This window comes from Glaciimonas sp. GNP009 (genome assembly GCF_054343755.1).
Window position 1 is genome coordinate 2,622,197 of the sequence record NZ_JBTGUV010000004.1, and the last position, 25,498, is coordinate 2,647,694.

At 49.6% G+C, this 25,498-nt stretch carries 24 protein-coding genes and 1 riboswitch; of the genes, 10 read left to right on the forward strand and 14 right to left on the reverse strand.

Going from position 1 to position 25,498, the window contains the following annotated elements; genetic code table 11:
- The first annotated feature begins 10 nt into the window (after positions 1–10).
- The 5 genes from ACXX82_RS12375 (at position 11) to ACXX82_RS12395 (ending at position 6,033) form a co-directional block, all read left to right on the forward strand.
- Positions 11–1,183 carry an ABC transporter substrate-binding protein gene (locus tag ACXX82_RS12375; protein ID WP_458563019.1) on the forward strand — a complete coding sequence of 391 codons (1,173 nt, stop codon included), beginning with the start codon at positions 11–13 and terminating at the stop codon, positions 1,181–1,183.
- A gap of 177 nt (positions 1,184–1,360) precedes the next feature.
- Positions 1,361–2,416 carry a branched-chain amino acid ABC transporter permease gene (locus ACXX82_RS12380; RefSeq protein ID WP_458563020.1) on the forward strand — a complete coding sequence of 352 codons (1,056 nt, stop codon included), beginning with the start codon at positions 1,361–1,363 and terminating at the stop codon, positions 2,414–2,416.
- Entirely contained in the window at positions 2,416–4,236 is a 1,821-nt protein-coding gene (locus ACXX82_RS12385; RefSeq protein ID WP_458563021.1) for a branched-chain amino acid ABC transporter ATP-binding protein/permease, read from the forward strand. The genes ACXX82_RS12380 and ACXX82_RS12385 overlap by 1 nt, the downstream gene beginning before the upstream one ends.
- On the forward strand, positions 4,229–4,999 hold the full coding sequence (locus ACXX82_RS12390; RefSeq protein WP_322235099.1) for an ABC transporter ATP-binding protein: 771 nt from the start codon (positions 4,229–4,231) through the stop codon (positions 4,997–4,999). The genes ACXX82_RS12385 and ACXX82_RS12390 overlap by 8 nt, the downstream gene beginning before the upstream one ends.
- A 143-nt stretch (positions 5,000–5,142) precedes the next feature.
- A riboswitch (FMN riboswitch) is annotated at positions 5,143–5,311 on the forward strand.
- 185 nt (positions 5,312–5,496) lie between these two features.
- Positions 5,497–6,033 (forward strand): 6,7-dimethyl-8-ribityllumazine synthase, encoded by a 537-nt coding sequence (locus ACXX82_RS12395; protein ID WP_322235101.1) that lies wholly within the window; start codon positions 5,497–5,499, stop codon positions 6,031–6,033.
- Positions 6,034–6,230: 197 nt separating this feature from the next.
- Here ACXX82_RS12395 and ACXX82_RS12400 read toward each other — a convergent pair whose 3' ends face one another.
- The 4 genes from ACXX82_RS12400 to gpmA all read right to left on the reverse strand — a co-directional run bounded on the left by ACXX82_RS12400 (position 6,231) and on the right by gpmA (position 11,042).
- Positions 6,231–6,980: a HesA/MoeB/ThiF family protein gene (locus tag ACXX82_RS12400; protein WP_323507008.1), complete on the reverse strand. Its 750-nt coding sequence runs from the start codon at positions 6,978–6,980 to the stop codon at positions 6,231–6,233.
- Between the two features lie 145 nt (positions 6,981–7,125).
- Entirely contained in the window at positions 7,126–8,622 is a 1,497-nt protein-coding gene (locus ACXX82_RS12405; protein WP_322235106.1) for a S41 family peptidase, read from the reverse strand.
- A gap of 3 nt (positions 8,623–8,625) precedes the next feature.
- Positions 8,626–10,155 (reverse strand): murein hydrolase activator EnvC family protein, encoded by a 1,530-nt coding sequence (locus tag ACXX82_RS12410; protein WP_458563990.1) that lies wholly within the window; start codon positions 10,153–10,155, stop codon positions 8,626–8,628.
- 140 nt (positions 10,156–10,295) lie between these two features.
- Positions 10,296–11,042 carry a 2,3-diphosphoglycerate-dependent phosphoglycerate mutase gene (gene gpmA, locus ACXX82_RS12415; protein ID WP_322235109.1) on the reverse strand — a complete coding sequence of 249 codons (747 nt, stop codon included), beginning with the start codon at positions 11,040–11,042 and terminating at the stop codon, positions 10,296–10,298.
- Between the two features lie 126 nt (positions 11,043–11,168).
- On the opposite strand from gpmA, the gene ACXX82_RS12420 reads away from it, so the two are divergent.
- From ACXX82_RS12420 to ACXX82_RS12435, 4 genes are all read left to right on the forward strand, one after another.
- Positions 11,169–11,570 carry a rhodanese-like domain-containing protein gene (locus tag ACXX82_RS12420; RefSeq protein WP_322235112.1) on the forward strand — a complete coding sequence of 134 codons (402 nt, stop codon included), beginning with the start codon at positions 11,169–11,171 and terminating at the stop codon, positions 11,568–11,570.
- 18 nt (positions 11,571–11,588) lie between these two features.
- Positions 11,589–11,864 (forward strand): glutaredoxin 3, encoded by a 276-nt coding sequence (gene grxC / locus ACXX82_RS12425; RefSeq protein WP_458563022.1) that lies wholly within the window; start codon positions 11,589–11,591, stop codon positions 11,862–11,864.
- 342 nt (positions 11,865–12,206) lie between these two features.
- Positions 12,207–12,722 (forward strand): protein-export chaperone SecB, encoded by a 516-nt coding sequence (gene secB / locus ACXX82_RS12430; RefSeq protein ID WP_322235118.1) that lies wholly within the window; start codon positions 12,207–12,209, stop codon positions 12,720–12,722.
- Between the two features lie 139 nt (positions 12,723–12,861).
- Positions 12,862–13,329 (forward strand): SH3 domain-containing protein, encoded by a 468-nt coding sequence (locus tag ACXX82_RS12435; protein WP_416186798.1) that lies wholly within the window; start codon positions 12,862–12,864, stop codon positions 13,327–13,329.
- Positions 13,330–13,334: 5 nt separating this feature from the next.
- Here ACXX82_RS12435 and ACXX82_RS12440 read toward each other — a convergent pair whose 3' ends face one another.
- A complete protein-coding gene (locus tag ACXX82_RS12440) occupies positions 13,335–13,622 on the reverse strand; it encodes a hypothetical protein (protein ID WP_458563023.1) in 288 nt (95 codons plus the stop codon).
- Here ACXX82_RS12440 and ACXX82_RS12445 point away from each other — a divergent pair.
- The gene (locus tag ACXX82_RS12445; RefSeq protein WP_458563024.1) at positions 13,622–14,632 is read left to right on the forward strand and encodes an NAD(P)H-dependent glycerol-3-phosphate dehydrogenase; all 1,011 of its coding nucleotides are present in this window, start codon (positions 13,622–13,624) and stop codon (positions 14,630–14,632) included. The two genes, ACXX82_RS12440 and ACXX82_RS12445, sit on opposite strands and share 1 nt — an antisense overlap.
- Positions 14,633–14,777: 145 nt before the next feature.
- Here the strand turns inward: ACXX82_RS12445 and hslU are convergent, their stop codons facing one another.
- From hslU to ACXX82_RS12490, 9 genes are all read right to left on the reverse strand, one after another.
- Positions 14,778–16,130, reverse strand: coding sequence for an ATP-dependent protease ATPase subunit HslU (hslU, locus tag ACXX82_RS12450; RefSeq protein ID WP_458563991.1), 1,353 nt, complete (start codon positions 16,128–16,130; stop codon positions 14,778–14,780).
- A 120-nt stretch (positions 16,131–16,250) separates the two neighbouring features.
- A complete protein-coding gene (hslV, locus tag ACXX82_RS12455; RefSeq protein ID WP_322235127.1) occupies positions 16,251–16,787 on the reverse strand; it encodes an ATP-dependent protease subunit HslV in 537 nt (178 codons plus the stop codon).
- Positions 16,788–17,246: 459 nt separating this feature from the next.
- Entirely contained in the window at positions 17,247–18,620 is a 1,374-nt protein-coding gene (locus ACXX82_RS12460) for an STAS domain-containing protein (protein ID WP_322235129.1), read from the reverse strand.
- 651 nt (positions 18,621–19,271) lie between these two features.
- Positions 19,272–19,649 (reverse strand): RNA polymerase-binding protein DksA, encoded by a 378-nt coding sequence (gene dksA, locus ACXX82_RS12465; RefSeq protein WP_322240372.1) that lies wholly within the window; start codon positions 19,647–19,649, stop codon positions 19,272–19,274.
- 449 nt (positions 19,650–20,098) lie between these two features.
- On the reverse strand, positions 20,099–21,187 hold the full coding sequence (locus ACXX82_RS12470) for a CobW family GTP-binding protein (protein ID WP_322235132.1): 1,089 nt from the start codon (positions 21,185–21,187) through the stop codon (positions 20,099–20,101).
- Positions 21,188–21,347: 160 nt separating this feature from the next.
- Entirely contained in the window at positions 21,348–21,971 is a 624-nt protein-coding gene (locus ACXX82_RS12475) for a Fur family transcriptional regulator (RefSeq protein ID WP_322235134.1), read from the reverse strand.
- 143 nt (positions 21,972–22,114) lie between these two features.
- Entirely contained in the window at positions 22,115–23,134 is a 1,020-nt protein-coding gene (gene xerC, locus ACXX82_RS12480) for a tyrosine recombinase XerC (RefSeq protein WP_322235137.1), read from the reverse strand.
- Between the two features lie 13 nt (positions 23,135–23,147).
- Positions 23,148–23,816 (reverse strand): DUF484 family protein, encoded by a 669-nt coding sequence (locus ACXX82_RS12485; protein WP_322235139.1) that lies wholly within the window; start codon positions 23,814–23,816, stop codon positions 23,148–23,150.
- A gap of 200 nt (positions 23,817–24,016) precedes the next feature.
- Positions 24,017–25,189 carry a porin gene (locus tag ACXX82_RS12490; RefSeq protein ID WP_322235141.1) on the reverse strand — a complete coding sequence of 391 codons (1,173 nt, stop codon included), beginning with the start codon at positions 25,187–25,189 and terminating at the stop codon, positions 24,017–24,019.
- Between the last annotated feature and the right edge of the window lie 309 nt (positions 25,190–25,498).

A 25,498-nucleotide genomic window follows, 5' to 3' on the forward strand; every position in this document is an offset into this window, starting at 1 on the left:
GAGTCTTTGAATGAAAAAAGTATGGCTAAGAATCGCCCTTTCATCAGCGGTTGCGCTGACACTAAGCGCTAACGTTACGGGTGCTTTCGCACAAATTAAGGTCGGTGTCAGTGTTTCTGCGACCGGACCTGCTGCTTCGCTAGGTATACCGGAAAAAAATACCTTTGCTTTGTTGCCGAAGGAAATCGCAGGGCAAAAAGTAGAATACATCGTATTGGACGATGCTACCGATACCACAACTGCTGTGAAAAACGCACGCAAACTGGTGACTGAAGATAAGGTCGATTTGCTGGTCGGTTCCACTACAACTCCTAATTCGCTGGCGATGAGTGATGTTGCTGCCGAGTCCGGTACACCGATGATTTCGATGGCAGCTTCGGCTTCGTTAGTTGAGCCGGTTGATGCTAAGCGTCGCTGGATATTTAAATCACCGCAAAATGACTCACATATGGCGACCGCGATCGTCGCTCACATGGTTGACGCAGGCGTTAAAACCGTCGCTTTCATTGGATTTTCGGACGCCTACGGCGAAGGCTGGTATCGCGAATTTTCAAAATTCGCCGAAATGCGCAAGATCAAGATCGTCGCCAGTGAGCGTTTTTCTCGCCCAGATACTTCGGTGACCGGACAAGTGCTGAAAATTCTTAGCGCCAACCCGGATGCAGTATTGATCGCGGGCGCTGGCACGCCAGCCGCATTGCCACAAAAAACATTAAAAGAGCGCGGATACAAGGGCAAAATCTATCAAACGCATGGCGTTGCGAATAACGATTTCCTGCGCGTTTGCGGCAAGGATTGCGAGGGCACCTTCTTGCCAGCCGGACCGCTGCTGGTGGCGGAGCAATTACCAGATAGTAATCCGGTTAAAAAATCGTCAATGGCCTATCGCGCCGCTTATGAAAAAGCGTATGGCGTCGGCAGTGTCTCAACTTTTGGTGGACATGCATGGGACTCGGGCCAGCTTTTGGCGGCAGCAACGCCTTTTGCACTGACCAAAGGCAAACCGGGCACCAAAGAATTTCGCGCTGGTTTACGGGATGGTATCGAAGCCATCAAAAATCTGGCGGTTTCTCACGGCATCGTGAATATGAGTCCAACCGATCACGTCGGCTACGACCAGCGTTCGCGGGTGATGGTGGAAGTCGTTGGCGGCAAATGGAAACTGCTCGGCGCGGCGAAGTAGTTGAAATAGCTTCTGCTTTTTACTCGTTATTGTTGCCGCTGCCAGAAGCTCCACAAGCTCCTCCGCCAGCGGCAATCTCATTTTAAGCACGCATGTTGTACATCGCTGAGTACGTCGTTGAGTACGTATTCAGGCTTCCTTTGCAGTACTCTTTTTAGTACGTATTTAGGTAAAACTATGGACGGTTCAATTGCCGTGATCCTGGCGCAGGACGGCATTACTAGCGGCGCTATTTATGCGTTGCTGGCGCTTGCGTTAGTGTTGGTCTTTTCGGTGACAAGGGTGATTTTTATCCCGCAGGGTGAGTTCGTTGCCTTTGGTGCCTTGACGATGGCGGCGTTGCAGGCGGATAAATTTCCGCTATCGGCAACCTTGCTGGTGGCATTAGGCTGCCTTAGTTTTGTGCAAGAAGTCTGGGCCATTGTCAGCACGGCTGAGTCGCGTCGGAAGGCAAAACGAAGTATCCCGGTTGCCGCTCTTAAATTTGTTTTTCTTCCCGTCGCGATCTACGCGCTGACGCGCTACTACGGGCATGCCAGTTTGCCGATGGTGTGTCAGGTTTTGTTGACGCTATTGATCGTAGTTCCGATGGGCCCGATGATTTATCGACTGGCGTTCCAGCCTTTAGCCGAGGCCAGTACGTTGGTTTTGCTGATCGTTTCGGTCGCTGTCCATTATGCGTTGATGGGGATCGGCTTGTTAATGTTTGGCGCTGAAGGTTCGCGCACGTTGCCATTTTCGGATGCGCGCTTTGAAATAGGCGGTCTGGCGATCACCGGCCAGAGTACAGTCATCATTGGTGTATCTGTTGTGCTGATTCTGGCGCTCTATGTGTATTTTGAGCGCACCTTGTCGGGCAAAGCGCTGCGGGCGACAGCGGTGAATCGTCTTGGTGCGCGGCTGGTTGGTATCGGGACGACGCAAGCGGGACGGTTGGCCTTTACGCTGGCGGCGGGATTGGGCGCATTGTGTGGCATTTTAATTGCGCCACTGACGACAATTTATTACGACAGCGGTTTCCTGATCGGGCTGAAAGGATTTGTCGGCGCGATTATTGGCGGTCTGGGAAGTTATCCGATTGCCGCCGCCGGTGCTTTGTTGGTTGGTTTGCTTGAGTCTTATTCGTCATTCTGGGCCAGCGCGTTCAAAGAAGTCATCGTATTTACATTGATTATTCCGGTCTTGTTGTGGCGTTCGCTGACGAGCAAGCACGTTGATGAGGGAGATCAATAATGCGCATTGAGCCAACTTTGCGACCCTTTCAATGGTCTTTGATCCTGGTGTCGATCTTCGTCCTTCTGGTTGCGCTGTTGCCGGTTTTGCTGACACCGGAATATTGGATCACGCTAGCCAACTATATCGGCTTGTATTCTATCGTCGCGTTGGGTCTGGTTCTGTTGACTGGCGTGGGTGGTTTGACGTCTTTTGGTCAGGCGGCTTTTGTCGGTCTGGGTGCTTATACCACCGCTTATCTGAGTACACGGTTTGGTGTGTCGCCCTGGATCGGTTTGTTGGTTGGGCTGATCGTAACGATGATCGCTGCCTTCAGTATTGGCGCTATCACGATGCGTTTGTCTGGCCATTATCTACCACTCGGAACCATCGCCTGGGCGCTATCGTTATTCTATCTATTTGGGAATCTGGATTTTCTCGGAAAGTATGACGGTTTGAATGGCATACCCTCAATCGACCTGTTCGGCATGACGCTTGATACCGGGCGCAAGATGTATTACCTGATTTGGGCGATGCTTCTGCTGGCCTTATTGGGGATGCAAAACTTGTTGCATTCGCGCTTGGGACGCGCGATCCGGGCACTCAATGGCGGCGGAGTAATGGCGGAGGCGATGGGCGTCAATACAGCGTGGATCAAGATCGTTATTTTTGTGTTGGCGGCATTGCTGGCAAGTGTCTCTGGCTGGTTGTACGCGCATCTGCAACGCGCAGTTAATCCGACGCCATTTGGTCTGAATGCCGGTATCGAATATTTGTTTATGGCTGTCGTTGGTGGGGCCGGTTACGTATGGGGCGCCATTCTTGGTTCGACGTTGTTGACGCTATTGAAGGACCAGTTGCAATCGTGGCTGCCCAAGTTATTGGGATCAAACGGTAATTTTGAGACCATCGTTTTTGGCCTTTTGATGGTGTTGTTATTGCAGCGTGCACGCGATGGATTGTGGCCTTATTTACGTAAATTATTGCCGCAAAAACAAACCGTTATTGCGCCTGATGCTGCTACGGCATTGACTATGCGCCTCAAGCCACCGCACGGTGAAATCTTGCTGGAGGTTGATGGTGCGCGCAAGGAGTTCGGAGGTTTGGTGGCGGTGAATGACATGTGCTTTAACGTCGCAGCGGGAGAAATCGTCGGGCTGATCGGTCCCAATGGCGCAGGTAAATCAACGATGTTTAATCTCGTCACCGGCGTTTTGCCATTGACTAGTGGCGCGATTAAATTCCGGTCATTTGGTGAGTTGCGTCAAATCACCGGTTTACCATCGCGCCAAATCGTGCGGCGAGGTATTGCTCGTACGTTCCAGCATGTGCGTTTGTTGCCGACGATGACAGTTCTGGAAAACGCTGCGATAGGTGCACATTTACGCGGTGAAACCGGTGATGTCGTGGGTGTGCTAACCGGCATGTTGCGGCTTAATAAAGCGGAAGAAAGCGGCTTGCTATTCGAGGCTAAACGGCAACTTGAACGGGTGGGTTTAGGTGATTTACTGTACGAAGAAGCCGGCGGTCTGGCGCTGGGACAGCAACGTATCCTGGAGATTGCCCGCGCGCTGTGCTGCGATCCGACGTTGTTGCTGCTGGATGAACCGGCTGCGGGTTTGCGCTATCAGGAAAAACAGGCACTGGCCGCATTGTTGCGCAAACTGAAAGCGGAAGGTATGAGTATTTTGTTGGTCGAGCATGATATGGATTTTGTGATGACACTGACGGATCGTCTGGTAGTGATGGAGTTTGGTACCAAGATTGCCGAAGGCCTTCCCGCAGAAGTCCAACAACACCCTGCGGTGCTGGAAGCCTATCTGGGAGGGATCGATGACTAATCCAGCAAGTAATCCTATTTCCGCACCGGTTTTGGAAGTCAGCGATTTGCACGTTGCCTATGGCAAAGTTGAGGCGTTACATGGCGCTACTTTGCGAGTCGGGGCTGGTCAGATCGTTACCGTCATTGGCCCTAATGGTGCGGGTAAATCAACCATGCTCAATGCCCTTGCCGGTGCCATGCCGAATAACGGCAGCGCACGTGGCAAAGTGCGTTTTTTAGGGCATGACATGCAGGGCGTTTCGATTGAAGAGCGAGTGGCCAGCGGTATGAGTCTGGTGCCGGAGAAGCGCGAGTTATTTGCCAGCATGAGTGTAGAAGACAATTTGTTGCTCGGGAGTTATCGGCGTTATAAAGCACGAGAAAAAGGATACGCGGATCAACTATCGGTAGTCTATGATCTGTTTCCGCGCCTGCAGGAACGACGCAAGCAACAGGCTGGCACGTTGTCTGGCGGCGAGCGTCAGATGCTGGCGGTAGGGCGCGCATTGATGGCTAAACCGCAACTGTTGATGCTGGACGAACCGAGTTTAGGTCTGGCGCCGCTGATCGTGAAGGAAATTTTTCACATCATCGTGCGGTTGAAGCAAACCGGGGTGGCAATCTTGCTGGTCGAGCAAAACGCGCGTGCGGCGTTGCAAGTAGCCGACTATGGCTACGTTTTGGAAACCGGGGATATGGTTATGGAGGGGCCAGCGGCTCAGTTGGCGAGCGATTCAAAGGTCATCGCGGCTTATTTGGGACTGGCAAAAAAGCCGGTTTAGAATGGCTCCATGACTTATGGAGTGCAGAAATTGCTCACTCTGACAACTAAACGTACCGAAAAATCAACCTGCAATGCATTAATTTCACAAATATGATAAATTCTTGTTTCGGTTGTTCTGGGTGTAAAAACACGGATAATCGTATACGTTCTCAGGGCGGGGTGAAATTCCCCTCCGGCGGTAATGGCACACAATGTGTTTAGCCCGCGAGCGCTTGTTAAAGAGGCCGATAATTCGCCCCTTTGAGAAGGTCAGCAGACCCGGTTTGATTCCGGGGCCGACGGTTATAGTCCGGATAAAGAGAGAGCGGGATGCAGTGTAGAGCTTGTTCAAAATAGGTGGTCGTTGCTGACATTGACATGCAATATAGATGTTGATGACGGCTCCGTAATCGGTGGCGAACTGGTTTTGGGTGGTGCTTTTGCATACCTTGTTAATCCCTATCAATCCAAAACGCCCTGTTTTTTTATGCATCATCTAAAAACAGGAGTATTCAAATGCTGCAGCAATTCGCCTTTTCAACATCAAAAGCACAAACGGTTCAGCGCGTCGCTTTCATTCAGGCCGGTTGGCATCGTGACATCGTCGACCAATGTCGTCTGTCCTTTATTTCTGAAATGATTAATCAGGGCTACGAAGAGTCGAGTCTCGATTTTTTCGAAGTCGCCGGTGCTTTTGAAATTCCATTACACGCCAAGGTGCTGGCCAATAGTGGGAATTATGCCGCTGTAGTCGCCGCTGGTTTGGTGGTCGATGGCGGTATTTATCGTCATGAGTTTGTCGCCGAAGCGGTGATTTCAGGGCTGATGCAAGTGCAATTGGAAACGGGCGTACCGGTTCTTTCTGCTGTCCTGACCCCGCATCATTTCCATTCAGGCGAAGAGCATCAAAAATTCTTCTTTGACCATTTCCTGGTCAAAGGCGCAGAAGTCGCAAGAGCGTGCGCATCGACGATAAGCGGGCTTCGGGCTTTGCGCGGGTTGAGTGCGGCTGAATCAGCAGTAAATACGCCAAGGACACTGCAGACCGCCTGAAGAATGGTCGGCGTCAGGCGCTTGCTAGCCTGACGCCGAACCGCTTATCGATCGCTAACTGATAAGCGCCAACCGTTTTGAATAACGACAACCTGATCTGTCCACGGTTATACCGTTTAGTGCATTGGCAGAACAGCATCTGATGTTGCGTGAGTTAGTTGAGCGAATCATTCATATCAGATTTCGTACACAGGAATTTAAAGTCCGGCGCACACCGGACAGTGCGCATTCCGTCCCACACCAATACGATGCCACTCCATCGTCCGGGCATCCAGCATCAATAGTTGCCCGGCCAACGAACTGCCAATCCCAACGATCAACTTCAACGCCTCAGCTGCTTGCATACTCCCAATAATGCCAACCAATGGCGCAAATACCCCCATCGTAGAGCACTGAACCTCTTCAAACTCACTATCTGGTGGGAATAAACATGCATAACAGGGCGAACTTGCCGAGCGTGGATCAAACACACTTATCTGGCCATCAAACTGAATTGCCGCGCCGGAAACTAGCGGCACGTTATGCAAAACACAGACACGGTTGATCGCCTGGCGGGTCACAAAATTATCGCTACAATCAAGAACGACATCGGCATTTCTGATCAGCTCGCCCAAGTATGTTTGATCCGCACGTTCAGCTACGCAAATGACATTGATATCGGGATTTATTTGCGTGAGTGCAGTTTTCCCTGATGCTACTTTGGGCTGACCAATACGATCAGTTGTATGCAGGATTTGTCGTTGCAAGTTAGTCAAATCGACGGTGTCATTATCCACCAACGTAATGGTCCCGACGCCGGCGGAGGCAAGATAAAGCGCCGCAGGCGAGCCTAAACCGCCTGTACCAATGATGACTGCATGCGCTGCCAACAATTTTTCCTGACCCTCAATATCGATGTCGTCAAGCAAGATATGACGGGAGTAACGCAGCAGTTGTTGATCGTTCATGGTATGAGCTATCGTTTTGTGATGGGAATAAGGCGCCAGGTGTTGCTAATCTCACTAAGCAGAAAAGGAAAAAAGCCGCATCAATCTCGATGCGGCTTTAGTTGTTTCGTTGATTAGTGAGCGATAGAGCTAGCTTTTCGGACGATTATTTTTTATCGTCTTTTTTGACGCCGTCTTTTTTTACATCTTTCTTGTCGACTTTGCCCGAAGTAGCATCTTTTTCCAGGTCAGGAGTCGGTTGCACTTTTGCTAATTGTACCGGTAAGCCCTTTAAGAAATTCAATGCCTGTGCTAGTTGGAAGTCATCTTTTGAGCCAAATTCTAAGGGCTTACGTTTTTTGGAAAGGGCAATCAGGCGCTGATCTTCTTCCAGTTCATCGGCTTTTGGTGCGGCAGCAGCCTCAGCTTCTTTGTCTTTGTCGTTAGTCAAATGCTTGGTCAAGTCTGCCTCACGCACGCGCAAACCTTTGAGCAGATCACCGTCAGCATATTCATCAACCATCATGTCTGGCACGATACCTTTGGCTTGAATCGAGCGGCCATTCGGCGTGTAATAACGTGCAGTCGTCAACTTGACAGCAGTGAGGCGATCCGGCGGCAAGGCGACGATGGATTGCACTGAGCCTTTGCCAAAGGTTTGCGACCCCATGATGGTAGCGCGTTTGTAATCTTGCAATGCGCCGGCCACGATTTCAGATGCTGAAGCAGAACCCGTATTGACGAGAACCACCAACGGAATCTTTTTAACCGCATCGGGCAACTTTGCTAATCCGTCCAGGCCAGGGCCGGAGGCGTAAAACTCTGGCTTTGCGTAAAAGGTTGCTTTCGAACTTGGTAACTGGCCATTGGTGGTGACGACGACCACATCTTTCGGCAAGAAAGCGGCAGAAACGCCGATCGCACCCGGCAAAACACCACCCGGATCGTTGCGTAAGTCCAGCACCAACCCTTTCATTTTTGGATCCTCGGCGTACATGGCTTCGATTTTCTTGGCCATGTCGTTGACGGTCGGTTCCTGGAATTGTGTAATACGCACCCAGCCATAACCCGGCTCAACTACTTTAGCCTTGACGCTTTGTACGCGGATTTCCTGGCGCGTGATGGTGATGACAATCGGCTTGTCTTCATCTTTACGGGCGATTGTCAGCTTGATTTTGGTATTTGGCTCGCCGCGCATGCGCTTGACTGCCTGATCCAGCGTCATTCCCTTGACTGGGGTCGCATCGAGACGTGTGATTAGATCACCGGCCTTGATGCCAGCGCGGTAGGCTGGAGAATCTTCGATCGGTGAAATTACTTTGACGTAACCTTCTTCCATCCCGACTTCAATGCCGATACCAACAAATTTCCCCTGCGTCATCTCACGCAGTTCTCTGTAACCTTTTTTGTCCAGATACGAGGAATGCGGATCCAGCGACGCGACCATGCCGGAAATGGCTTCGGTCAGCAGTTTTTTGTCGTCCACCGGCTCTACATAGTCAGACTTGATGAGTCCGAAAACGTCGGCCAGTTGCCGTACCTCTTCAAGTGGCAGCGGCGCTGTCGCACTTTTCTGCGCAATGGCATCGAATTGGATCGAAGCGGCTATGCCAGCAACTACGCCTAAACCGATTAGGCTGATATTCTTTAGCTTACTTCCCATGTTTCACCTAATAGTTACCCAACTGCTGGGGTCAAACGCACGGCCCTGATGCCGAATTTCAAAGTATAAACCTGATTGTTCGTTGCCGCCGCTGTTACCTGCATTAGCAATGACATCTCCGGCTTTAATAATATCCCCAGGCCGCTTTAATAGTGCCTGATTGTTGCCATAAATGGTCATGTATTCGTTGCCATGATCAAGAATGATCAAGTTGCCAAAGCCGCGTAACCAGTCCGCAAATACGACCCGGCCCGCAGCCACGGCCTTGACTTGCGTTCCTTCCGGTGCGCGTATAAATATGCCTCGGGAGGGAGGGCCATCGCCGCGCTTACTACCAAAACGATTGGCCAGCTCACCATGTACGGGTTGGCGCAACAGTCCACGTAAGGACGCAAACGGTCTGCCATAGGACGGGTCCGGCGAACTGGCTTCAGGAGTTTCATCATTGTGCACTATTGGCGCTATCGGTGCTATCGGTGCTATTGGTGCAGCATTCGCTGGTATTGCTGCTAGCGCCACTTGTGCAGGCGGTTGATCGTCATCAATCGGATCGGGGGTAAAGGCAGGAGTTTTTACTAGTGGCGTATGTTGCTCCCCAACTCGTGCTTGCTGGCTCGTTTGCGCGGCGTTTTGCTTTTGGGTCAAAGCAGCACGTTGCCGTTGTTGTTTCAGCTCTTGCGCGCGTGCGGCTTGTGCTTGCTTCAGTGCCAGTGCCTGGGCTTTTGCTAATGCAGCAGCCTGGGCGGCGGCTTGCGCTCTGGCTAGTTGCTCTTGACGGCGCTTTTCACGAAGGGCGGCCTCGGCTTTCTTTTGTGCCTCGATTAACACTGCCAACTTGTCGACTAGCCCTGCCAGACGCTGTTCGTCACGGGCGGTCTTGCCGACCTCCTGGCGTTGGGCGATCAGTTTGCTGGAAAGTTGCGTCAACAGCATTGCTCGGGTGTTTTTTTCTTTTTCGAGGACGATTTTTTGATTCTTTTGCTCAAGAGCGATTTCGTCGAGTTCATTTTTGGCGTTTTGCGTAGCCGCCTGATTTGCCTCGATGGCCTGCAAGTTAATGCGGAGCGCCTCAATCAACTTAGCCTGGGCTTTTGACACGTAGCCCATGTATTGCAATTCGCGGTTGATTTTGTTCGGATTGTCGCCCGAAAGTAGTAATTTGATACGATCTTCATTCCCGGCTATGTATTGTCGGCGTAACAGAATGGCCATCTGGTTTTGTTGGGCAGCGACTGTTTTACTTAATTCTTGGTGTTTTTTAGATAAGTCATTGAGCGTCGACTGCGTCTGCGATTGTTCGCCAGAGAGGTCGAACAGGGCGCGGTTTGCTTTCGAAATAGCGGCTTCAGAATCGGCCAATGCGTCGGCGGCATCGCCTTTTGCCGTCTCGGTCTTGTCGATATCGCTTTTTAACGCAGTCAATTTTTGCTGTAGTTCGTCGCGCTCAGTTTCGGCGACCTCTTTTTGTTTGCTGCGTTCGGTGATCTTTGGTGTTGGTGCGGCCGCGGCATCGACGACGGGTATCGCCGTCATGCCAATAGTCAGTGCGGCAAAAAACGCCATAGCGAGCGACAGCTTTGGCGTTGTTACTTGCCGTGCACATGCATGTGCACGTTCGCGCATGCCGCACCCGGTTGCCCGGGGCGCATGGGTCCATCTCATCAGGGCGATATTTATTTCGCTTTCCCCTGATTGGCAACTGCGTGCATCGCTGCAGCGATGGCGTCCTGGTCGCCCAGATAGTAGCTCTTGATCGGTTTCAAATCAGCATCAAGTTCATAGACTAGTGGCTGACCATTTGGCACATTCAGGCCGACGATATCGTCGTCGCTGATACCGTCCAGCATTTTAATCAGCGCGCGCAGACTATTGCCGTGCGCCGAGATGATGATGCGCTTGCCGCTTAGAATGGCGGGTGCGATGCTGTCATTCCACGCTGGCAAAACGCGTGCAACCGTATCCTTGAGGCATTCTGTGAGCGGGATTTCTTCACGCTTCAGACCAGCGTAGCGTGGATCGTCGAACGATGCGCGCGGATCGTTTTCATCCAGTTTGAGCGGTGGTGTGTCATAGCTGCGGCGCCATACCATTACCTGTTCGTCGCCATATTTAGCAGCCGTTTCAGCTTTATTTAGCCCTTGTAGTGCGCCGTAGTGACGTTCATTTAAACGCCAGTCGTGTTTCACCGGAAGCCACATCAAATCCATTTCGTCGAGTGTGCCCCATAAAGTGCGGATGGCGCGCTTGAGTACCGAGGTATATGCCAGATCGAAGCTTAATCCAGCTTCTTTGAGTAGTTTTCCTGCTTGCCTGGCTTCGGTCACGCCTTTTTCGGTCAGGTCAACGTCAACCCAGCCGGTGAAGCGGTTAGCCAGGTTCCAGGTAGATTCGCCGTGGCGCATTAGTACAATTTTATACATAGTAAGGTAAAAAGTAGTGAAAAAAGGGAAATTCAAGAAAATCAATGCATGCAAACCAATACGAACTGGATGGTGCTTCCGCTTCTATTTTATAATGTCGGGATTAACTAATACCATTGGATCACTGTGAAATTCTTGATTGATAATATTTTTGTGCTTGGATTGGTCATTTTGTCAGGCGGAGCACTGATTTTGCCCTTGCTACAACGACGCGGCAACAAAGTAACAACATTACAAGCAACGCAACTCATCAACCAAGGCAAGACTTTGGTGTTGGACGTACGTGACGCTGAAGGCTATTCTGCTGGTCATCTTATCGACTCTAAAAATATTCCGCTGAAAGATCTCACCACCCGCTTGGTGGAAATAGAAAAATTCAAGGCTAAGAACGTAATTGTAGTCTGTCAGAGCGGAACGCAATCATCAAAAGCGACTGCGCAATTGGCCAAAGCAGGTTTTCAGCAGGTCTACAGTCTCGACGGTGGTATTGCAACCTGGCATACCCAAGGTCTGCCGACCATCAAATAACGTAAAAAAGAGAACCCAATGACTGCTCACGTCTTAATGTATAGCACTGCTGTTTGTCCGTATTGTATGCGTGCCGAACAATTGTTGAACGCGCGCGGTGTTACGAATATCGAGAAGATTCGTATTGACCTCGATCCGCAGCAACGCGATGAAATGATGAAAAAAACCGGACGTCGTACCGTTCCTCAAATTTATATCGGCGATACGCACGTCGGTGGCTTTGACGATTTGAACGCACTGGATCAAGCGGGCAAGTTGCAAACTTTGCTACAGGGTACTTCGGAACCTATTTAATATTTTATTGCCTGATGTGATCATTGCCAATGTCAGACAACTTGTCCGGCATTGGAGCTATGAGCAATATGCATCAGGCTCTACGCACACTGAAGCATGTTCTCATCGAACATGTTTGATTGGGCGATACTGTAAATGTTAGACGGTTTTTAATTTTTGTTATACCCACAGGACTTACGTAAAATCGTCTCAGCAGTGTTAGCGTTGTTATGCCGTTAGCTATCTGAGCATTGCTACCGTCGTTTTCTCGTCGGTCTGCTTTGCTGGGACAATTCTGCGTGAGTCCTAACCCAGTCTATGGATGGAAATTCTGTCCCTTTTTAAATTTACTGAAAGAGTTTTATGGCCGACGAAATTAAACAAACTGAAATTACCGAGTCCAATGATCAGCCAGTTTTTCAGATTCAACGTGTATATCTGAAAGATTTGTCGCTTGAGCAACCGAACTCGCCAGCTATTTTTCTGGAGCAAGACGCGCCACAGATAGAAGTTGCTGTTGATGTCGGTGCAGAAGCATTGGCTGAGGGAATTTTTGAATCGACTGTGACGATTACCGTTACCGCCAAGATCAAGGATAAAGTTGCTTTTCTGGTTGAAGGCAAGCAAGCCGGTATTTTTGAAGTGCGTAATATTCCAGCAGAACAATTGGATCCATTATTGGGCATCGGTTGCCCAAATATCGTTTATCCGTACCTGCGTGCAAATATCGCTGACGCCATTACCCGTGCTGGTTTCCCGCCGATCCATCTGGCTGAAATCAACTTCGAAGTGTTTTATCAACAGCGTACACAAGCACTTGCTGAGCAACAGGGAAGCAAAGACAGCATTACTGTAGATGGTAGCAACGCGATTAATTAATAGTCGTCTAATGCCGATTTCGCCGCCGATCAATTATTCCAGGCGGCGAGCACTGATGATTTACCAATTGCGCCAGGACGCTTCCATGTTGAAGGTTTCCTCGCGCGTTAGTAGTAAGGTAGTAAGTGGAGACGATGGAATGAAACTTGTACGCGCGACCGGTATGGTAATGACGTCATTAGTGGCGTCGGTATTAGCGTTTGGCGCAGTCAACGTAGCGCAAGCGCTCGACTTCAAGGCGGTTGGTGCGGTTCCTGTCATTCTGTACGATGCTCCCTCTGAAAAAGGTCGGCGCGTAGCTATCGCACCACGTGGCATGCCAGTCGAAGTCGTATTGACTTATGGCGATTGGACCAAGGTGCGTGACGCCAGTGGCGATTTGTCATGGGTGCAGTCGGCTGGACTAATCGGCAAGCGTAATTTACAAATCAAGGTCGCTAACGCCAAGATCAGGGCGAATCCAAGTGATACCGCCGCCCAGGTATTCAGCGCCGATAAAGGCGTGTTGCTCGAATTGGTCGAGCCCGTTGCATCCGGTTGGGTGAAAGTGCGGCATCGCGATGGTCAGAGCGGATACATAAAAGCGACCGATGTTTGGGGTAGTTGAGTTGACTATCTAACACTTGTTATTTTTGTGGGCTTGCCTGTTTGGTAGGGCTGGTCGATCTTCTTTCTTAGTTGATTAGTTGCGCAGTCGCCGACAGATGGGTTAATGCTACGGCATCCGATACCGCGGTAATCGTAGTCACGGCGGTCGTCGTAGCGGTGGTAACACCACAGCAACGGCGCCGCAGCATCGGCTGCCGCAGCATCGGCTGCCGCACCAATCAACAGCATGGTTATTCTTTCCGCATTTTTTACTCTATGATCGGCCTTTTGTGTCCGCTGAATCCAATCCAATGAATATCACGATCCTCGGCGCTGGTGCATGGGGTACCGCATTGGCTATCGCATTAGCGCAACGTCACAACGTTTTGTTATGGGGGCGGAATGAGGCAGTGATTGCCGCCGCCGCAATGCAGCGCGAGAATGTGACTTATCTACCTGGTTTTTCATTGCCATCTAATGTAATCGTCACAGCTGATTTTGCGGAGGCGATCACGCATGTGTGGACGAATACGGACGTGAACGACAGTTTATTGATCGTCGCTTCTTCTGTGGCCGGATTACGTTCTCTGGCGGAGCAATTACGCGGCCTACCGTTACCAAATATTGTCTGGCTATGTAAAGGTTTTGAAGAGAAAACGCGATTGCTGCCGCATCAAATTGTGCGCCAGGTGTTGGGGGATGCGATTCCAGCGGGAGCGCTCTCAGGACCTTCGTTTGCCCAGGAAGTGGCACGCGGTCTTCCTTGTGCGCTGGCGATAGCAACTGACGATGCTGGTCTTTCAGAGCGCGTAGTTGCGGCGGTGCATGGTTGCAATATCCGCGTGTATTCGACTGATGACATGGTCGGCGTCGAAGTCGGTGGTGCGGTTAAAAATATTATGGCAATTGCCACAGGTGTAGCCGACGGTCTTCAGCTTGGTCTGAATGCGCGGGCAGCATTAATCACCCGTGGACTGGCAGAAATTACGCGACTTGGCATCGCCTTGGGTGGCCGCAGCGAAACCTTTATGGGTTTGTCTGGCCTCGGTGATTTGATCCTTACTTGCACCGGCGATCTTTCGCGCAACCGTAAAGTCGGCCTCGGATTAGCCTCCGGTAAAAGCCTGGAGACTGTCGTGGCAGAGTTAGGCCACGTTGCGGAGGGAGTCCGTTGCGCGTCAGCGGTGCGGGCCTTAGCGCAGGAACTAGGAGTGGACATGCCGATTACAAATGCCGTTGCCGGCGTGTTGTTTGACGGCGATGAACCGGGTGCGATGGTGGAGTTGATGTTGGCACGCACACCTCGCGAAGAATCGGCTTAAATCAAAAAAACGGAGTGAAAGACGGTTTATCCGCAATTCACTCCACTGACTCCGGTTTCTATTGACGATGACGTTAGTGTGAAGACGCATTGCGTGCGTGCTGCATGCGATAAACCTGTCTGCATCGTTGCACATCTACGTTTGCTTACAGCACATACCTTGATAAATCTTCGTTCACAGCCAGTGCACCAAGACGTAAATCAACATAAGCTGCATCAATCGTTAGCGTTTTTTCACTGGTATTGGTCGCCGCGTAAGAAATTTCTTCCAGCATTTTTTCCATGACTGTATGCAATCGACGAGCGCCGATATTTTCCGTTTTCTCGTTGACCGAAAACGCTATTTCAGCCATACGCTTAATACCTTCTGCTACAAACTCCAACGTGACGCCTTCGGTCGCCAGCAATGCTTCATATTGCGCAGTCAGGCAAGCATCGGTGCCGGTCAGAATGCGCTCAAAATCGGCAATTGATAGTGAGTCGAGTTCGACCCGAATCGGGAAACGTCCTTGCAATTCGGGGATCAAATCCGATGGCTTTGCCAGATGGAAAGCCCCCGACGCGATGAACAATATATGATCGGTTTTGATCATTCCGTACTTGGTATTGACAGTTGTTCCCTCGACTAACGGTAACAAATCGCGCTGCACACCGGCACGCGACACGTCTGCACCGCCATTTTGAGAGCGGGTCGCGATCTTATCAATCTCGTCCAAAAATACAATACCGTTTTGCTCAACGTTAAAGATAGCTTTTTGCTTTAGTTCATCTTCGTTAAGCAGTTTTGCGGCTTCTTCTTCGACTAGAATTTTCAGCGCTTCCTTGATTTTGACCTTGCGACTTTTTTTACGGTTGTTACCCATTCCGGAGAACATCGACTTGATCTGTTCAGTCATTTCTTCCATGCCTGGCGGTGCCATGATTTCCATTTGTGGCGCACTTTCTGCCAATTCAATTTCAATCTCGCGATCATCAAGCGAGCCTTCTCGCAGACGTTTGCGAAAGGTCTGGCGGGTGTTGTTGCCCTTGTCTTTTGTCTCAATTTCTAGTGGTGCATCTTGCTCTGGATGAAATCCAAAATCACGCGCCGGTGGGACCAAAATATCGATGATACGGTCTTCCGCTGCGTCTTCTGCACGTGATCGAAGCTTACGCATTTCAGATTCACGGGTTTGTTTGATGCCGATATCAATCAGATCCCGAATGATTGTCTCGACGTCGCGACCAACGTAGCCGACCTCGGTGAATTTGGTTGCTTCAACCTTAATGAAGGGCGCATTTGCTAATTTGGCCAAGCGGCGGGCAATTTCTGTTTTACCAACGCCGGTGGGCCCAATCATCAAAATGTTTTTTGGGGTGATTTCGTGGCGCAATGGCTCGGCGACTTGCTGACGACGCCAGCGGTTGCGCAGCGCAATCGCTACTGCACGCTTGGCTTTGTCCTGCCCGACGACATGTTTATCGAGTTCAGAGACGATCTCTTGCGGAGTCATATTCATATTCATATTTTTTCGGTTCCGAGGTGGTCCGGTTCGTTGCTAAATGCGCGCTGGTTAAGGTCAGTTTATGGACGACCATCAGGTGTCGGGCGCATTTTTTGCAGGATTAAATTCGTACAATTAATTAAGGGTTTCTATGATGTGCGATTGATTGGTATAAATACAAAGATCGCCAGCAATCACAAGGGATTTTTTGACTACTTCGGCAGGTGATAGTGTTGTGTTCTCTTGCAGCGCTTTGGCTGCGGACTGTGCGAACACGCCTCCGGAGCCAATTGCCCCAATTCCATCTGTGGGTTCAAGTACATCGCCATTGCCGGTAATAACCAGTGTGGTATCCCTATCCGCTGTGAGCAGCATCGCTTCCAGGCGACGCAGCATGCGATCAGTGCGCCATTCTTTAGCTAAGTCTACCGAGGCGCGCATCAGATTGCCTTGATGCTTTTCCAGTTTAGCCTCAAATAAATCCAACAGCGTAAAAGCATCTGCGGTTCCACCGGCAAAACCGACCAGTACTTTACCTTGATAAAGTGTGCGCACTTTGCGTGCAGTGCCTTTCATCACGACGTTGCCGAGAGTTACCTGGCCATCTCCACCAAGCGCAACGCTATTTCCGCGTCGTACGGAGAGGATGGTGGTGCCATGAAATTGTTCCATTTTACTTGCCTAAAAAAAGCGGACCGCACGTGTGGCAGTTGGACGAACTGCACGAATCGGACCAACTATGCGGCGTCCGGATGTCGGACGTCTTCGCATATATTCATTACCGTAGGATACAACTCAGACAATCCCGCGTGTATTTAAAAAAATGGGGGCGGCGTGCGTGATTACAAGCACCGGTTGGCGCAAATTAAAGTCACTTAACTTTGTGGATGATTTATCTTCACGTAATTAAATGTGCGTGACGTAGTCGCTATTGCATATTTTAAAGCGCATGCGTTGTTACGCATCAACTTACTAACTTTAAAACAATACTTGAGGGAACGGTAATCCGAGACGATTGCTGTGTTGCTACAGCGTTGCACGTTTGAAAACCTTTCGGTACTGTGTGTACTTCTTTATAAGTATCATGAACTATCTATAAGCAGGACCGATTGCCAGATACCAGACCTACTTTTAATTCTTGCGCGTAGAAATGCTGATGACGTCTTGAAGTCCCATAACCTTAAATAGCGCTGCCACTAGATGGTTTACCTCGTGAAGCTCGATTTTTCGGCCTTGTTCAATGATAGGCAATAGCCCATTCATTAATTGCCCGGCGGCATTAAAATCTATGCGTATCAGGCGGGAACAGTCTATAAGCGTCGGATTGTGGTTAATCGCGTACGTTTTAATCTTTAGCAAAAGTTCATCAACCCGTCCTTCGATCAAAATCGGCATCAGAAAGTGTTCTCGACTCTTTATCGATTGCTGGTTTAGCGTATTTTTGTCTAGAGCAACAAGGACTTTAGATTTTGGTGCGATGAAAGGTGGAGGAGATACTTCAAATGTAATACTGTAATCGATGCTAACGTCTTCGAAAGCTTGCTCATTATTTAATAAATGCAAAATTTCCAGCAATAGTAACCACGGAGCTGCAGTTTCATCACGGCGACCAATGCAAAGAATAGATCGAATAGCTTCGGTAAGTTGGTTGGGAGCGACCAAAATGAGATCGATACCGGATTTTTGAAGTTTCCTTAATGTCCGCAACAAAAGCCCGCAGCCGATCGCGTCGACGGAGGTTATACGGGTGAATTCCAGTCTTAAAGCAGGATGACTCACCGCCAGTTTCTGAGCCCGCTCCAGGTACTTGGTGACATTTGCGTCAAGCTTGCCCGAGAACGATACTGCTGCGATAGCAAGATCTTGGACTTGTAAATCGGTGTGGGGGTTAAGTGTGAGTTGCTCGTCCCAAGCGGGGGGAGAACTCTCAAATTTATGCGCATAATTAACTGACAGGTCATCGAATTGCTGTTGTTTATTATCGATCCGGTAAAGATCCAGTAACATCCACCACACACTGGCAGTAGCTCCCCCTAGATCGTCTCCCTCTATTGCTTGTTCAAGTAGCTGCTCCGCGATTTCGGATTGTGAGCTGGCGAATAGCAATGCTGCCTCTTCAACCACCGCTGGCGTGTCTGAAATCGCGACCTGAATAGTCCCAACCTTAGTGTCCGCTGCTAAAGAATCTTTTTTTCGGGTCGTCCCGGGAGCGTTTTGGTCATTCTGGGCACTCACTATTTTTTTATTTTTGGCAGTATCGGACAGCATGGTATTTAGAATCGTCGTGGGATAGACGAATTCTGAGGACATCTCCGACTCGATTGCATCGATTTTCATTGCGGTGGAATTGGGCGGTGGTGCGTTTGGTCTAGGCGTCTCGATCCCTTGTTCAGGCGTCCTATTGCTGGCGGGCTGAATTGAAACGGTGCTCTGGGCAGCCGCTATATCTGCAGCGGCTTTGGCGTTTTGACGAGCTTGTTTGCTAAAAATCGAGAAAATCCCCACATTGATCCTAGCTCATGAATTGATGGTCGTTGATAAGGAGGTAAATCGAGCGGCTATCTTTATAGTGTAGTCGGATATGTATGTAGAAATAGTGCTTGCTGCCCCATTTTTAGGTAAAAGCTTATATTTGACACGGCTCGGTTGATTTGTAAATGCCGGGCGATGGCAAAAAATATTTAAAATGGTGCATTAATATTTTAAATAAAATCACTTAACGTAATGCTTTTCCGTTGTGCTCGGGGCGAGTGATCTTTTATTGGATGGCGCTCTTGCAACAACATTTTTTTGGCTAAGGATAAGGTGTGATAACTTTTAACTATACGAAGGAATAGATTCTTATCTAAAGCGACTTAAGGTCAATTACTTTGTAGATAGGATGAGAACCATGATGCACAAGCGTCTCTGTTTAGCGCGCGTTAAGGCCGCTATTAAGCAAACATAAAGGCTTTTAAGGCCTATGTGGGAAGATAACTAATGTTAGTCGTCGCATAACCACCGTTAAAATTGCAACGGGGAAAGTCTGGTGGTTGAAGTCACTATGCGCTGATAATGGATTCCCCGCAATGCATAAAGGATGGCGTGCCTATTTTAGAATAGACAATGCAGCATTGCGGGGCGAGGGGATCGAAGCCGATTGAGTCGGCCAGAGAATTAATCCCCGTATAGCTTTTGTTTCAGTTCACGCCGTTGCTGCGCTTCTAGAGACAAAGTCGCGGTAGGTCTTGCCAACAAACGGGGGATGCCAATGGGCTCGCCGGTTTCTTCGCACCAGCCATACTCACCGGCATCGATTGAGGCGATTGATTGTTGCACTTTCTTCAATAATTTGCGCTCACGATCACGTGTTCGCAGTTCCAGTGCGTGTTCTTCTTCTATCGTGGCACGATCAGCAGGGTCGGGTACAAGCACTGTTTCGCGCAGGTGTTCAGTAGTTTCTCCGGCGTTTTTCAGCAGATCAACTTCCAGCTGTTTTAGACGCGCTCTGAAGAAAGCCAGTTGTGCCGCATTCATGTAATCCGCTTCGCTCATCGTAACGAGTTGCGCTTCGGTTAATAAAGGGGCATCGGGGGTGGGGTTGGTTATTTTGGTAGCCACTTCGGGTACTTTCGATACGACGTATATGTCAATTTTATCCGTTAACTCAGTACGTGAGGGTAAGATATTTGTAATGCCCTCAATGTTTCTCGTACTGAATCTGGCCGCGGGGAATTCTTTTCTTTGAGGCAATCACTAGCGGTCAAATGCTGGGAAGCTTACTTCAACATTGAATCGCTTTTGTTGTCATCACGATCATTATTTCTTACTTGATCAGGGATTCTACAACAGGTTTGACCTCAAAGCGTTCAGGTTCTTTCAAATGTGGTAATTGCTATGCAGGTTCTTCAATATTCTTTTCATTTTATTGCATGATCTGGCTGCAATCATCAATGCCAGTTTGCACTATTACCACTATTTCTTGCGTGCAAAACTGCCATACTTTATACCAGACATTGCTCCAAACCGCGAATAAAGATGTCTTTAGGTAGCTTTTTACCTATGAAGACCATTTTACTGGAAGGGATTTCGCCCTCATCCCATTTTCCACCGACATCACTGCCCATAATCTGGTGCACGCCCTGAAAGACAACTTTCCTATCAGCGCCATCCATAAATAATATGCCTTTGTAGCGCAGCATGCGCGGTCCATATACCTGAATCATCCCATCAAGGAATTCTTCGAGTCGCGCCGCTTCAAAAGGTCGCTCGCTTTTAAAAACAAAGGCTGCAATATCATCGTCATGATGTGCGTGATGATGATTGTGTGCGTGACTTTCATTTTTCGCATCATGTGCATGGCCTTCTTGATGCGAAGGGTGTTCGCATTCATCGCCGCTATGGTCGTGATCATGGTGATCACCGGGGGCCTCTTCGGCTGCCAGAAAGTCAGGATCGATTTCTAGTTTTGCGTTCAGATTGAAGCCGCGGATATCGAGGATTTCGGCAATTGGCGTATGCGCCGGATCAAGTTTGACTATTGCGGCGCGCGGGTTGATGCGTTTCAAGCGCGCAGTCAGTGCGTTCACTTCAGCCTCGCTGACCAAATCTGTTTTTGATAATAGCAGTTTGTCAGCGAAGCCGACCTGACGTTGGGCCTCTTCTTGCTGATCAAGTTGCTGCATCGCGTGTTTTGCATCAACGACGGTGACGATTGCATCGAGCATAAAGTGAAGCGCGACTTCCTCGTCAACGAAGAAGGTTTGTGCAACGGGCCCCGGGTTAGCCATTCCGGTGGTTTCGATGATCACATGATCGAAATGTAACTCTCCGGCGTCACGGCGACGGGCTAGTGAACTTAAGGCGATGATCAGATCACCGCGAACGGTGCAGCAAATACAACCGTTGTTCATCTCGATGATTTGTTCGGTGCTATCTTGCACCAAAATCTCATTATCGATATTTTCCTGGCCGAACTCGTTCTCTATGACGGCGATTTTGTGACCGTGCGGTTGCTGCAGAATACGGTTGAGTAGTGTAGTTTTACCTGCGCCAAGAAAGCCGGTAAGGATAGTTGTCGGTATAAGTGCCATGATGTTTTTTAAGCGTCAGTGAGCTGAAGTGGAAATGGAAGGGCGGCTTGGTTGTGTCGTAATGATGGTGCCGTATGGAGTCGATCACCTGTTGGATGCAGGCTTAATGTTCTAAGTTTTTCTACATGGTGGGAGCAACGGGCCCATGGACCAGATCGGTCTAGTGGGCGCAATCGGCGCACCAGCCTTTGATCGTTAATTCAATGTCATGCCCTTCAAAACCTTTGCCGAGCGACCCCTGCAGGGCTTGCTGCAAATGCTGACGCAGCAACGCAGGCGATGCGGTAGTTGCCGTTTCTCTAGGTTTTGTTGTTGCGTCCGTTAGGACTGGCGCCAGTACGTCGCCCAAAAATCCTGCCTCACCGCTACCATCCAGGCAAAAAACTTTTGCACAGCGGGTGCATTTAAAATGCCCATGTTGATGCTGCGCGTGCAGCGCTGAATGGGCTGAGGTGGACTCGGTATGTTCAGCGCCAGCGCTATAGAGAAAAACGCGGTCATCGCCAGCAATTTTGTGGGCCAGGCCCGCATCGGTCAGACAATCAAGTGCGCGATATAAGGTCACCCGATCTAACTCTGCAAATAAATCCTGCATATCTTGATGCGACACAGCGCAGCGCGCTTCCAGCAAGGCGGTCAGCACTTTTACTCGCGCAGTCGTGATGCGCACTGACGATAGTCGCAACTGCCCCTCCGCTAGCTTAGCCGCTTGTGAAGGCAGCGCGGTGTGGTGTGCGGCTGGAGAGTTTTTCGTCCCAGATTTAACTTTGATGTCAGCGGTCATGCGAGAACAGGTGGAGTAATCGTTGGTAAAGATCGATTATGCCCCAAATTGCAATTGAGTTGCAATTGAGTTGATTTTTTGAGTGAGGGCAGATTAGTTCTCTCGCCAGGCGAAATCAAATCAACTATCGATTAGATCGCAAATTATTCTTTTGGGACTTTTTTGGCGCGAGGATGGGCGGCGTCATAGACTTGCGCAAGGCGCTGAAAATCAAGTGACGTATAGACTTGGGTCGAGGCGATTGATGCATGGCCTAGCATCTCTTGTACCGCGCGTAAATCGCCGGAACTTTGTAAAACGTGGGAGGCAAACGAATGGCGTAATACATGTGGATGAACGTCAGTCGGGAGGTTGAGCGTCCGCGCATGGGCTTTCAAGCGAAGTTGAATCACTCGCGGTGATACACGGCTACCGCGCTCAGTTAAAAAAAGTGCGAAGGTGTTGTTCAGCTTTGCCGCATTCTCTTTTACCAATGTCATGCGTAAAGGCAGCCAGTCTGCGATAGCTTGCAATGCCGGTTGTCCCACTGGGACTGATCGCTGCTTATTGCCTTTGCCGGTTACCCTGACTTCTGCCGCGTCCCAATCGATCCAGCCGGACGAAACATGTCCTGCTTCATTCGTGTAGCGAATGTCGAGCCCAGCTAGCTCGGAGACCCGCAGCCCACTCGAATATAACAACTCGAACATGGCGCGATTGCATGCCGACAAGGTCGGGCCGTGCGAATTGAGAGGATTGGCGCTGGCCACCAGCCGTATGGTGTCATCGGCATTGAGTGCTTTTGGTAGTGGTTTTCCACGCTTTGGTGCTTTGACGCCGTCGACGGGATTGCTGGAAAGCGTAGTATGTTCACTTAACCAACTATAAAACCCGCGCCAGGCCGAAAGTTTGCGTGCGATTGAACGCGCATTGAGGCCGCGAGAATGGAGTTGTGCGGCAAATTTTCGAATATGTGCATGGCTGAGAGTCGCAAGGTCTGGATTGGCATCTTCAGAAGCGTTATGGAGTGCGCGACTCAGCGCTATTAACTCCGAAAGATCTCGCGCATAGCTACTGACTGTATGCGGCGACAATTTTCGACCATAGCGCAGATTATCCAGATACCTGTTAACGTCCGATGAAGACGTTAACAGTTCAGAGGACACATTATCGTCACTCGACATGGTATTGGATCGATCAGTGCAGTAGACAGGCCAGCGCTGCGCTGGCGGTGTCGCCTATCTTACTCAGGAAGTCGGTTGCCATGTCGGCACTAAAACGCTCCGGGTCCGGCGAGCTTAAGACTAATAATCCGAAAGTGCCGGATGCAGGATCGCGTCGTAATGGCAGCATGGCGATTGATTGTGTTTCAGTTGGATGATCAAGCCAGGAAGCCGCTTCAAAATCATTATTGGACCCACAAAAAGGGACGCGCAAGCCATTTGCAAAAAGCTTTGAATCGGCAGATGCTGGCGCAGCAAACCACGTATGCGAAAATTCATCAGCAACGTTCCACAGCCGCATGGTGGCTTGAGGTACGTTGAAGATCGTCTGTAGCCCGGCGATAAGCGTATGGGGCATATCGACATCATTTCGGGCTAGAAGCAGGCTACGTGACCATACTTGTAATTTGTCCGCGATGCCGTCATTTTCTTGCGCATTTCTTGCCATGTCGGCGAGGCGAAGATCTTGCACCTTTATTTTTTCCCGCAATATTTCCATCTGACGCTCTTGCAGGGAGATGGCGCGACCAAGCAAAGGGCTGGTCAATTTGATTTTGCCGAGCAACTCAGCATGCTCCACAAAGAAATGTGGCGTTTCTGCAAGATATTCTGCGACGGTATCGGGATCCAGTTGGCTGCTCATAGTGTGCGATTGAATATTGAGAGTAGAGAGTTGAGTGAGCAAGAATATCATCACTATGGCGATGAACCATAACTAATGCCTCAGCAAAAATTTTTTTGATCCCGAAAATAACAAAAGGCCCACATGATTTTTCATGTGGGCCTTTTGTATTTCTAACTAAGCAGACATTTCCGCGTTACCGCAGATATGACTAAATTACATTAGAACTTGTGACGGATACCAACAGTAACAGCAGTTTGGTTACCTGTGTTTCCAGTTGTGTCGCCTTCAACGCCTGGGTTGACAGCGTTTTTAGCGCGCAGGTATGAAGCAAATGCATACAAGTCAGTACGCTTCGACAAGAAGTAATCAGTACCCAAGTTGACTTGTGTCAGTTTGCCTTTTGGCGAACCAGCATCAACGAAAGTCAAGTTGCTGTATTGAACGCTAGCCAACAAATGCAAAGGTGCTGTCAAAGAATAGTTAGTACCCAATTCAAAGATGTCAGCTTTGCTGTTGTTGATGCCGCCGATAGCGAACGCCGAAGCCAACGAACCACCGACAGGAACAGCCGCTGTTGAGCTAGTAGCCAATGGCTGCTTAACACGTGACCAGTTACCGTACAAACGTGCAGGACCAACTTGGTAACTAGCACCTAAGCTGAACACTTTCAGAGCTGTATCGCCGGCATTGCCAGAAAATACTGGAGCACTGTTAGTCAAAGAAGTATCGCTAGATGTGGCGCCTTTTTTCGACTGGTAGTAAGCAGCGTACAGGCCGAGTGGGCCGTTCGCGTATTGACCACCGATACCGAAAGATTGACCAGCAGTAGTTTGACCAGCAGTTTCGCCGAAACCGTAGATCGCGCTAGCAGTGAAACCAGACAGGTTTGTCGTGTTGTAACGGATCGAATTCTGGGTACGTACACCTTCCAAACGGTCCAGATTGTGGCCAACCGCGCCAGTTACGCCACCGAAATCTTGAACCGAAGTCCATTGGCTAACGTCATCCAGAATATCAGTCTGACGACCCAACAGAACTGTACCGAATGCATCACTGCTCAGACCAACAACAGATTTACGACGGAACAGATTTGTCGAACCTTTGTCGCCTTGCAATGCACCAGTGTCATTAGCGAAGCCAGTTTCCAATTGGAAAACTGCTTTCAAACCGCCGCCCAGATCTTCAACGCCTTTGAAACCCAGACGTGAACCTTGGACGATGCCGGAGTTGACAGCAAACTTGCTACCAGTTTTACCAGTAGTAGTGTTCAGTGCTTTGTTTGTGTAAGTGACGCCAGTATCAACGATACCGTAGATTGTTACTGAGCTTTGAGCTTGTGCTGCACCTGCGATTGCGCCTAGTACGGCCAGTGCGATTAGTGATTTCTTCATTTGACGTCCTTTATTTGGAAAAGCCTGCTTAAGGATCCGTACATCTGTCGGATGGGTGAACATTAATGGGTCCGGCTGTCTACTCTGGCGCTTTGGTCTTATGTAGTGCTATAAATTTGTCGAAATTGTCAGGTGTTGGTGTTTGTGTTGTATTTTTGTGACACACAAGCGGCGACCTATCGTTGTACTAAATCGGTAATCTTCTGCTATGCATTGGTAATTTTGCATGTATTACATTGCATTGTGCTGACAAAACACTACGATTTCTTGTACTTGTATTACATGATAATTTTCTTTTCGGATTGATGG

Coding starts and splice junctions, on each gene's coding strand:
- ACXX82_RS12375 (WP_458563019.1), top strand. CDS start 11: ATGAAAAAAGTATGGCTAAGAATCGCCCTTTCATCAGCGGTTGCGCTG.
- ACXX82_RS12380 (WP_458563020.1), top strand. CDS start 1,361: ATGGACGGTTCAATTGCCGTGATCCTGGCGCAGGACGGCATTACTAGC.
- ACXX82_RS12385 (WP_458563021.1), top strand. CDS start 2,416: ATGCGCATTGAGCCAACTTTGCGACCCTTTCAATGGTCTTTGATCCTG.
- ACXX82_RS12390 (WP_322235099.1), top strand. CDS start 4,229: ATGACTAATCCAGCAAGTAATCCTATTTCCGCACCGGTTTTGGAAGTC.
- ACXX82_RS12395 (WP_322235101.1), top strand. CDS start 5,497: ATGCTGCAGCAATTCGCCTTTTCAACATCAAAAGCACAAACGGTTCAG.
- ACXX82_RS12400 (WP_323507008.1), bottom strand. CDS start 6,980: ATGAACGATCAACAACTGCTGCGTTACTCCCGTCATATCTTGCTTGAC.
- ACXX82_RS12405 (WP_322235106.1), bottom strand. CDS start 8,622: ATGGGAAGTAAGCTAAAGAATATCAGCCTAATCGGTTTAGGCGTAGTT.
- ACXX82_RS12410 (WP_458563990.1), bottom strand. CDS start 10,155: ATGACGGCGATACCCGTCGTCGATGCCGCGGCCGCACCAACACCAAAG.
- gpmA (WP_322235109.1), bottom strand. CDS start 11,042: ATGTATAAAATTGTACTAATGCGCCACGGCGAATCTACCTGGAACCTG.
- grxC (WP_458563022.1), top strand. CDS start 11,589: ATGACTGCTCACGTCTTAATGTATAGCACTGCTGTTTGTCCGTATTGT.
- secB (WP_322235118.1), top strand. CDS start 12,207: ATGGCCGACGAAATTAAACAAACTGAAATTACCGAGTCCAATGATCAG.
- ACXX82_RS12435 (WP_416186798.1), top strand. CDS start 12,862: ATGAAACTTGTACGCGCGACCGGTATGGTAATGACGTCATTAGTGGCG.
- ACXX82_RS12445 (WP_458563024.1), top strand. CDS start 13,622: ATGAATATCACGATCCTCGGCGCTGGTGCATGGGGTACCGCATTGGCT.
- hslU (WP_458563991.1), bottom strand. CDS start 16,130: ATGAATATGACTCCGCAAGAGATCGTCTCTGAACTCGATAAACATGTC.
- hslV (WP_322235127.1), bottom strand. CDS start 16,787: ATGGAACAATTTCATGGCACCACCATCCTCTCCGTACGACGCGGAAAT.
- dksA (WP_322240372.1), bottom strand. CDS start 19,649: ATGAGCGAAGCGGATTACATGAATGCGGCACAACTGGCTTTCTTCAGA.
- ACXX82_RS12470 (WP_322235132.1), bottom strand. CDS start 21,187: ATGGCACTTATACCGACAACTATCCTTACCGGCTTTCTTGGCGCAGGT.
- ACXX82_RS12475 (WP_322235134.1), bottom strand. CDS start 21,971: ATGACCGCTGACATCAAAGTTAAATCTGGGACGAAAAACTCTCCAGCC.
- xerC (WP_322235137.1), bottom strand. CDS start 23,134: ATGTCGAGTGACGATAATGTGTCCTCTGAACTGTTAACGTCTTCATCG.
- ACXX82_RS12485 (WP_322235139.1), bottom strand. CDS start 23,816: ATGAGCAGCCAACTGGATCCCGATACCGTCGCAGAATATCTTGCAGAA.
- ACXX82_RS12490 (WP_322235141.1), bottom strand. CDS start 25,189: ATGAAGAAATCACTAATCGCACTGGCCGTACTAGGCGCAATCGCAGGT.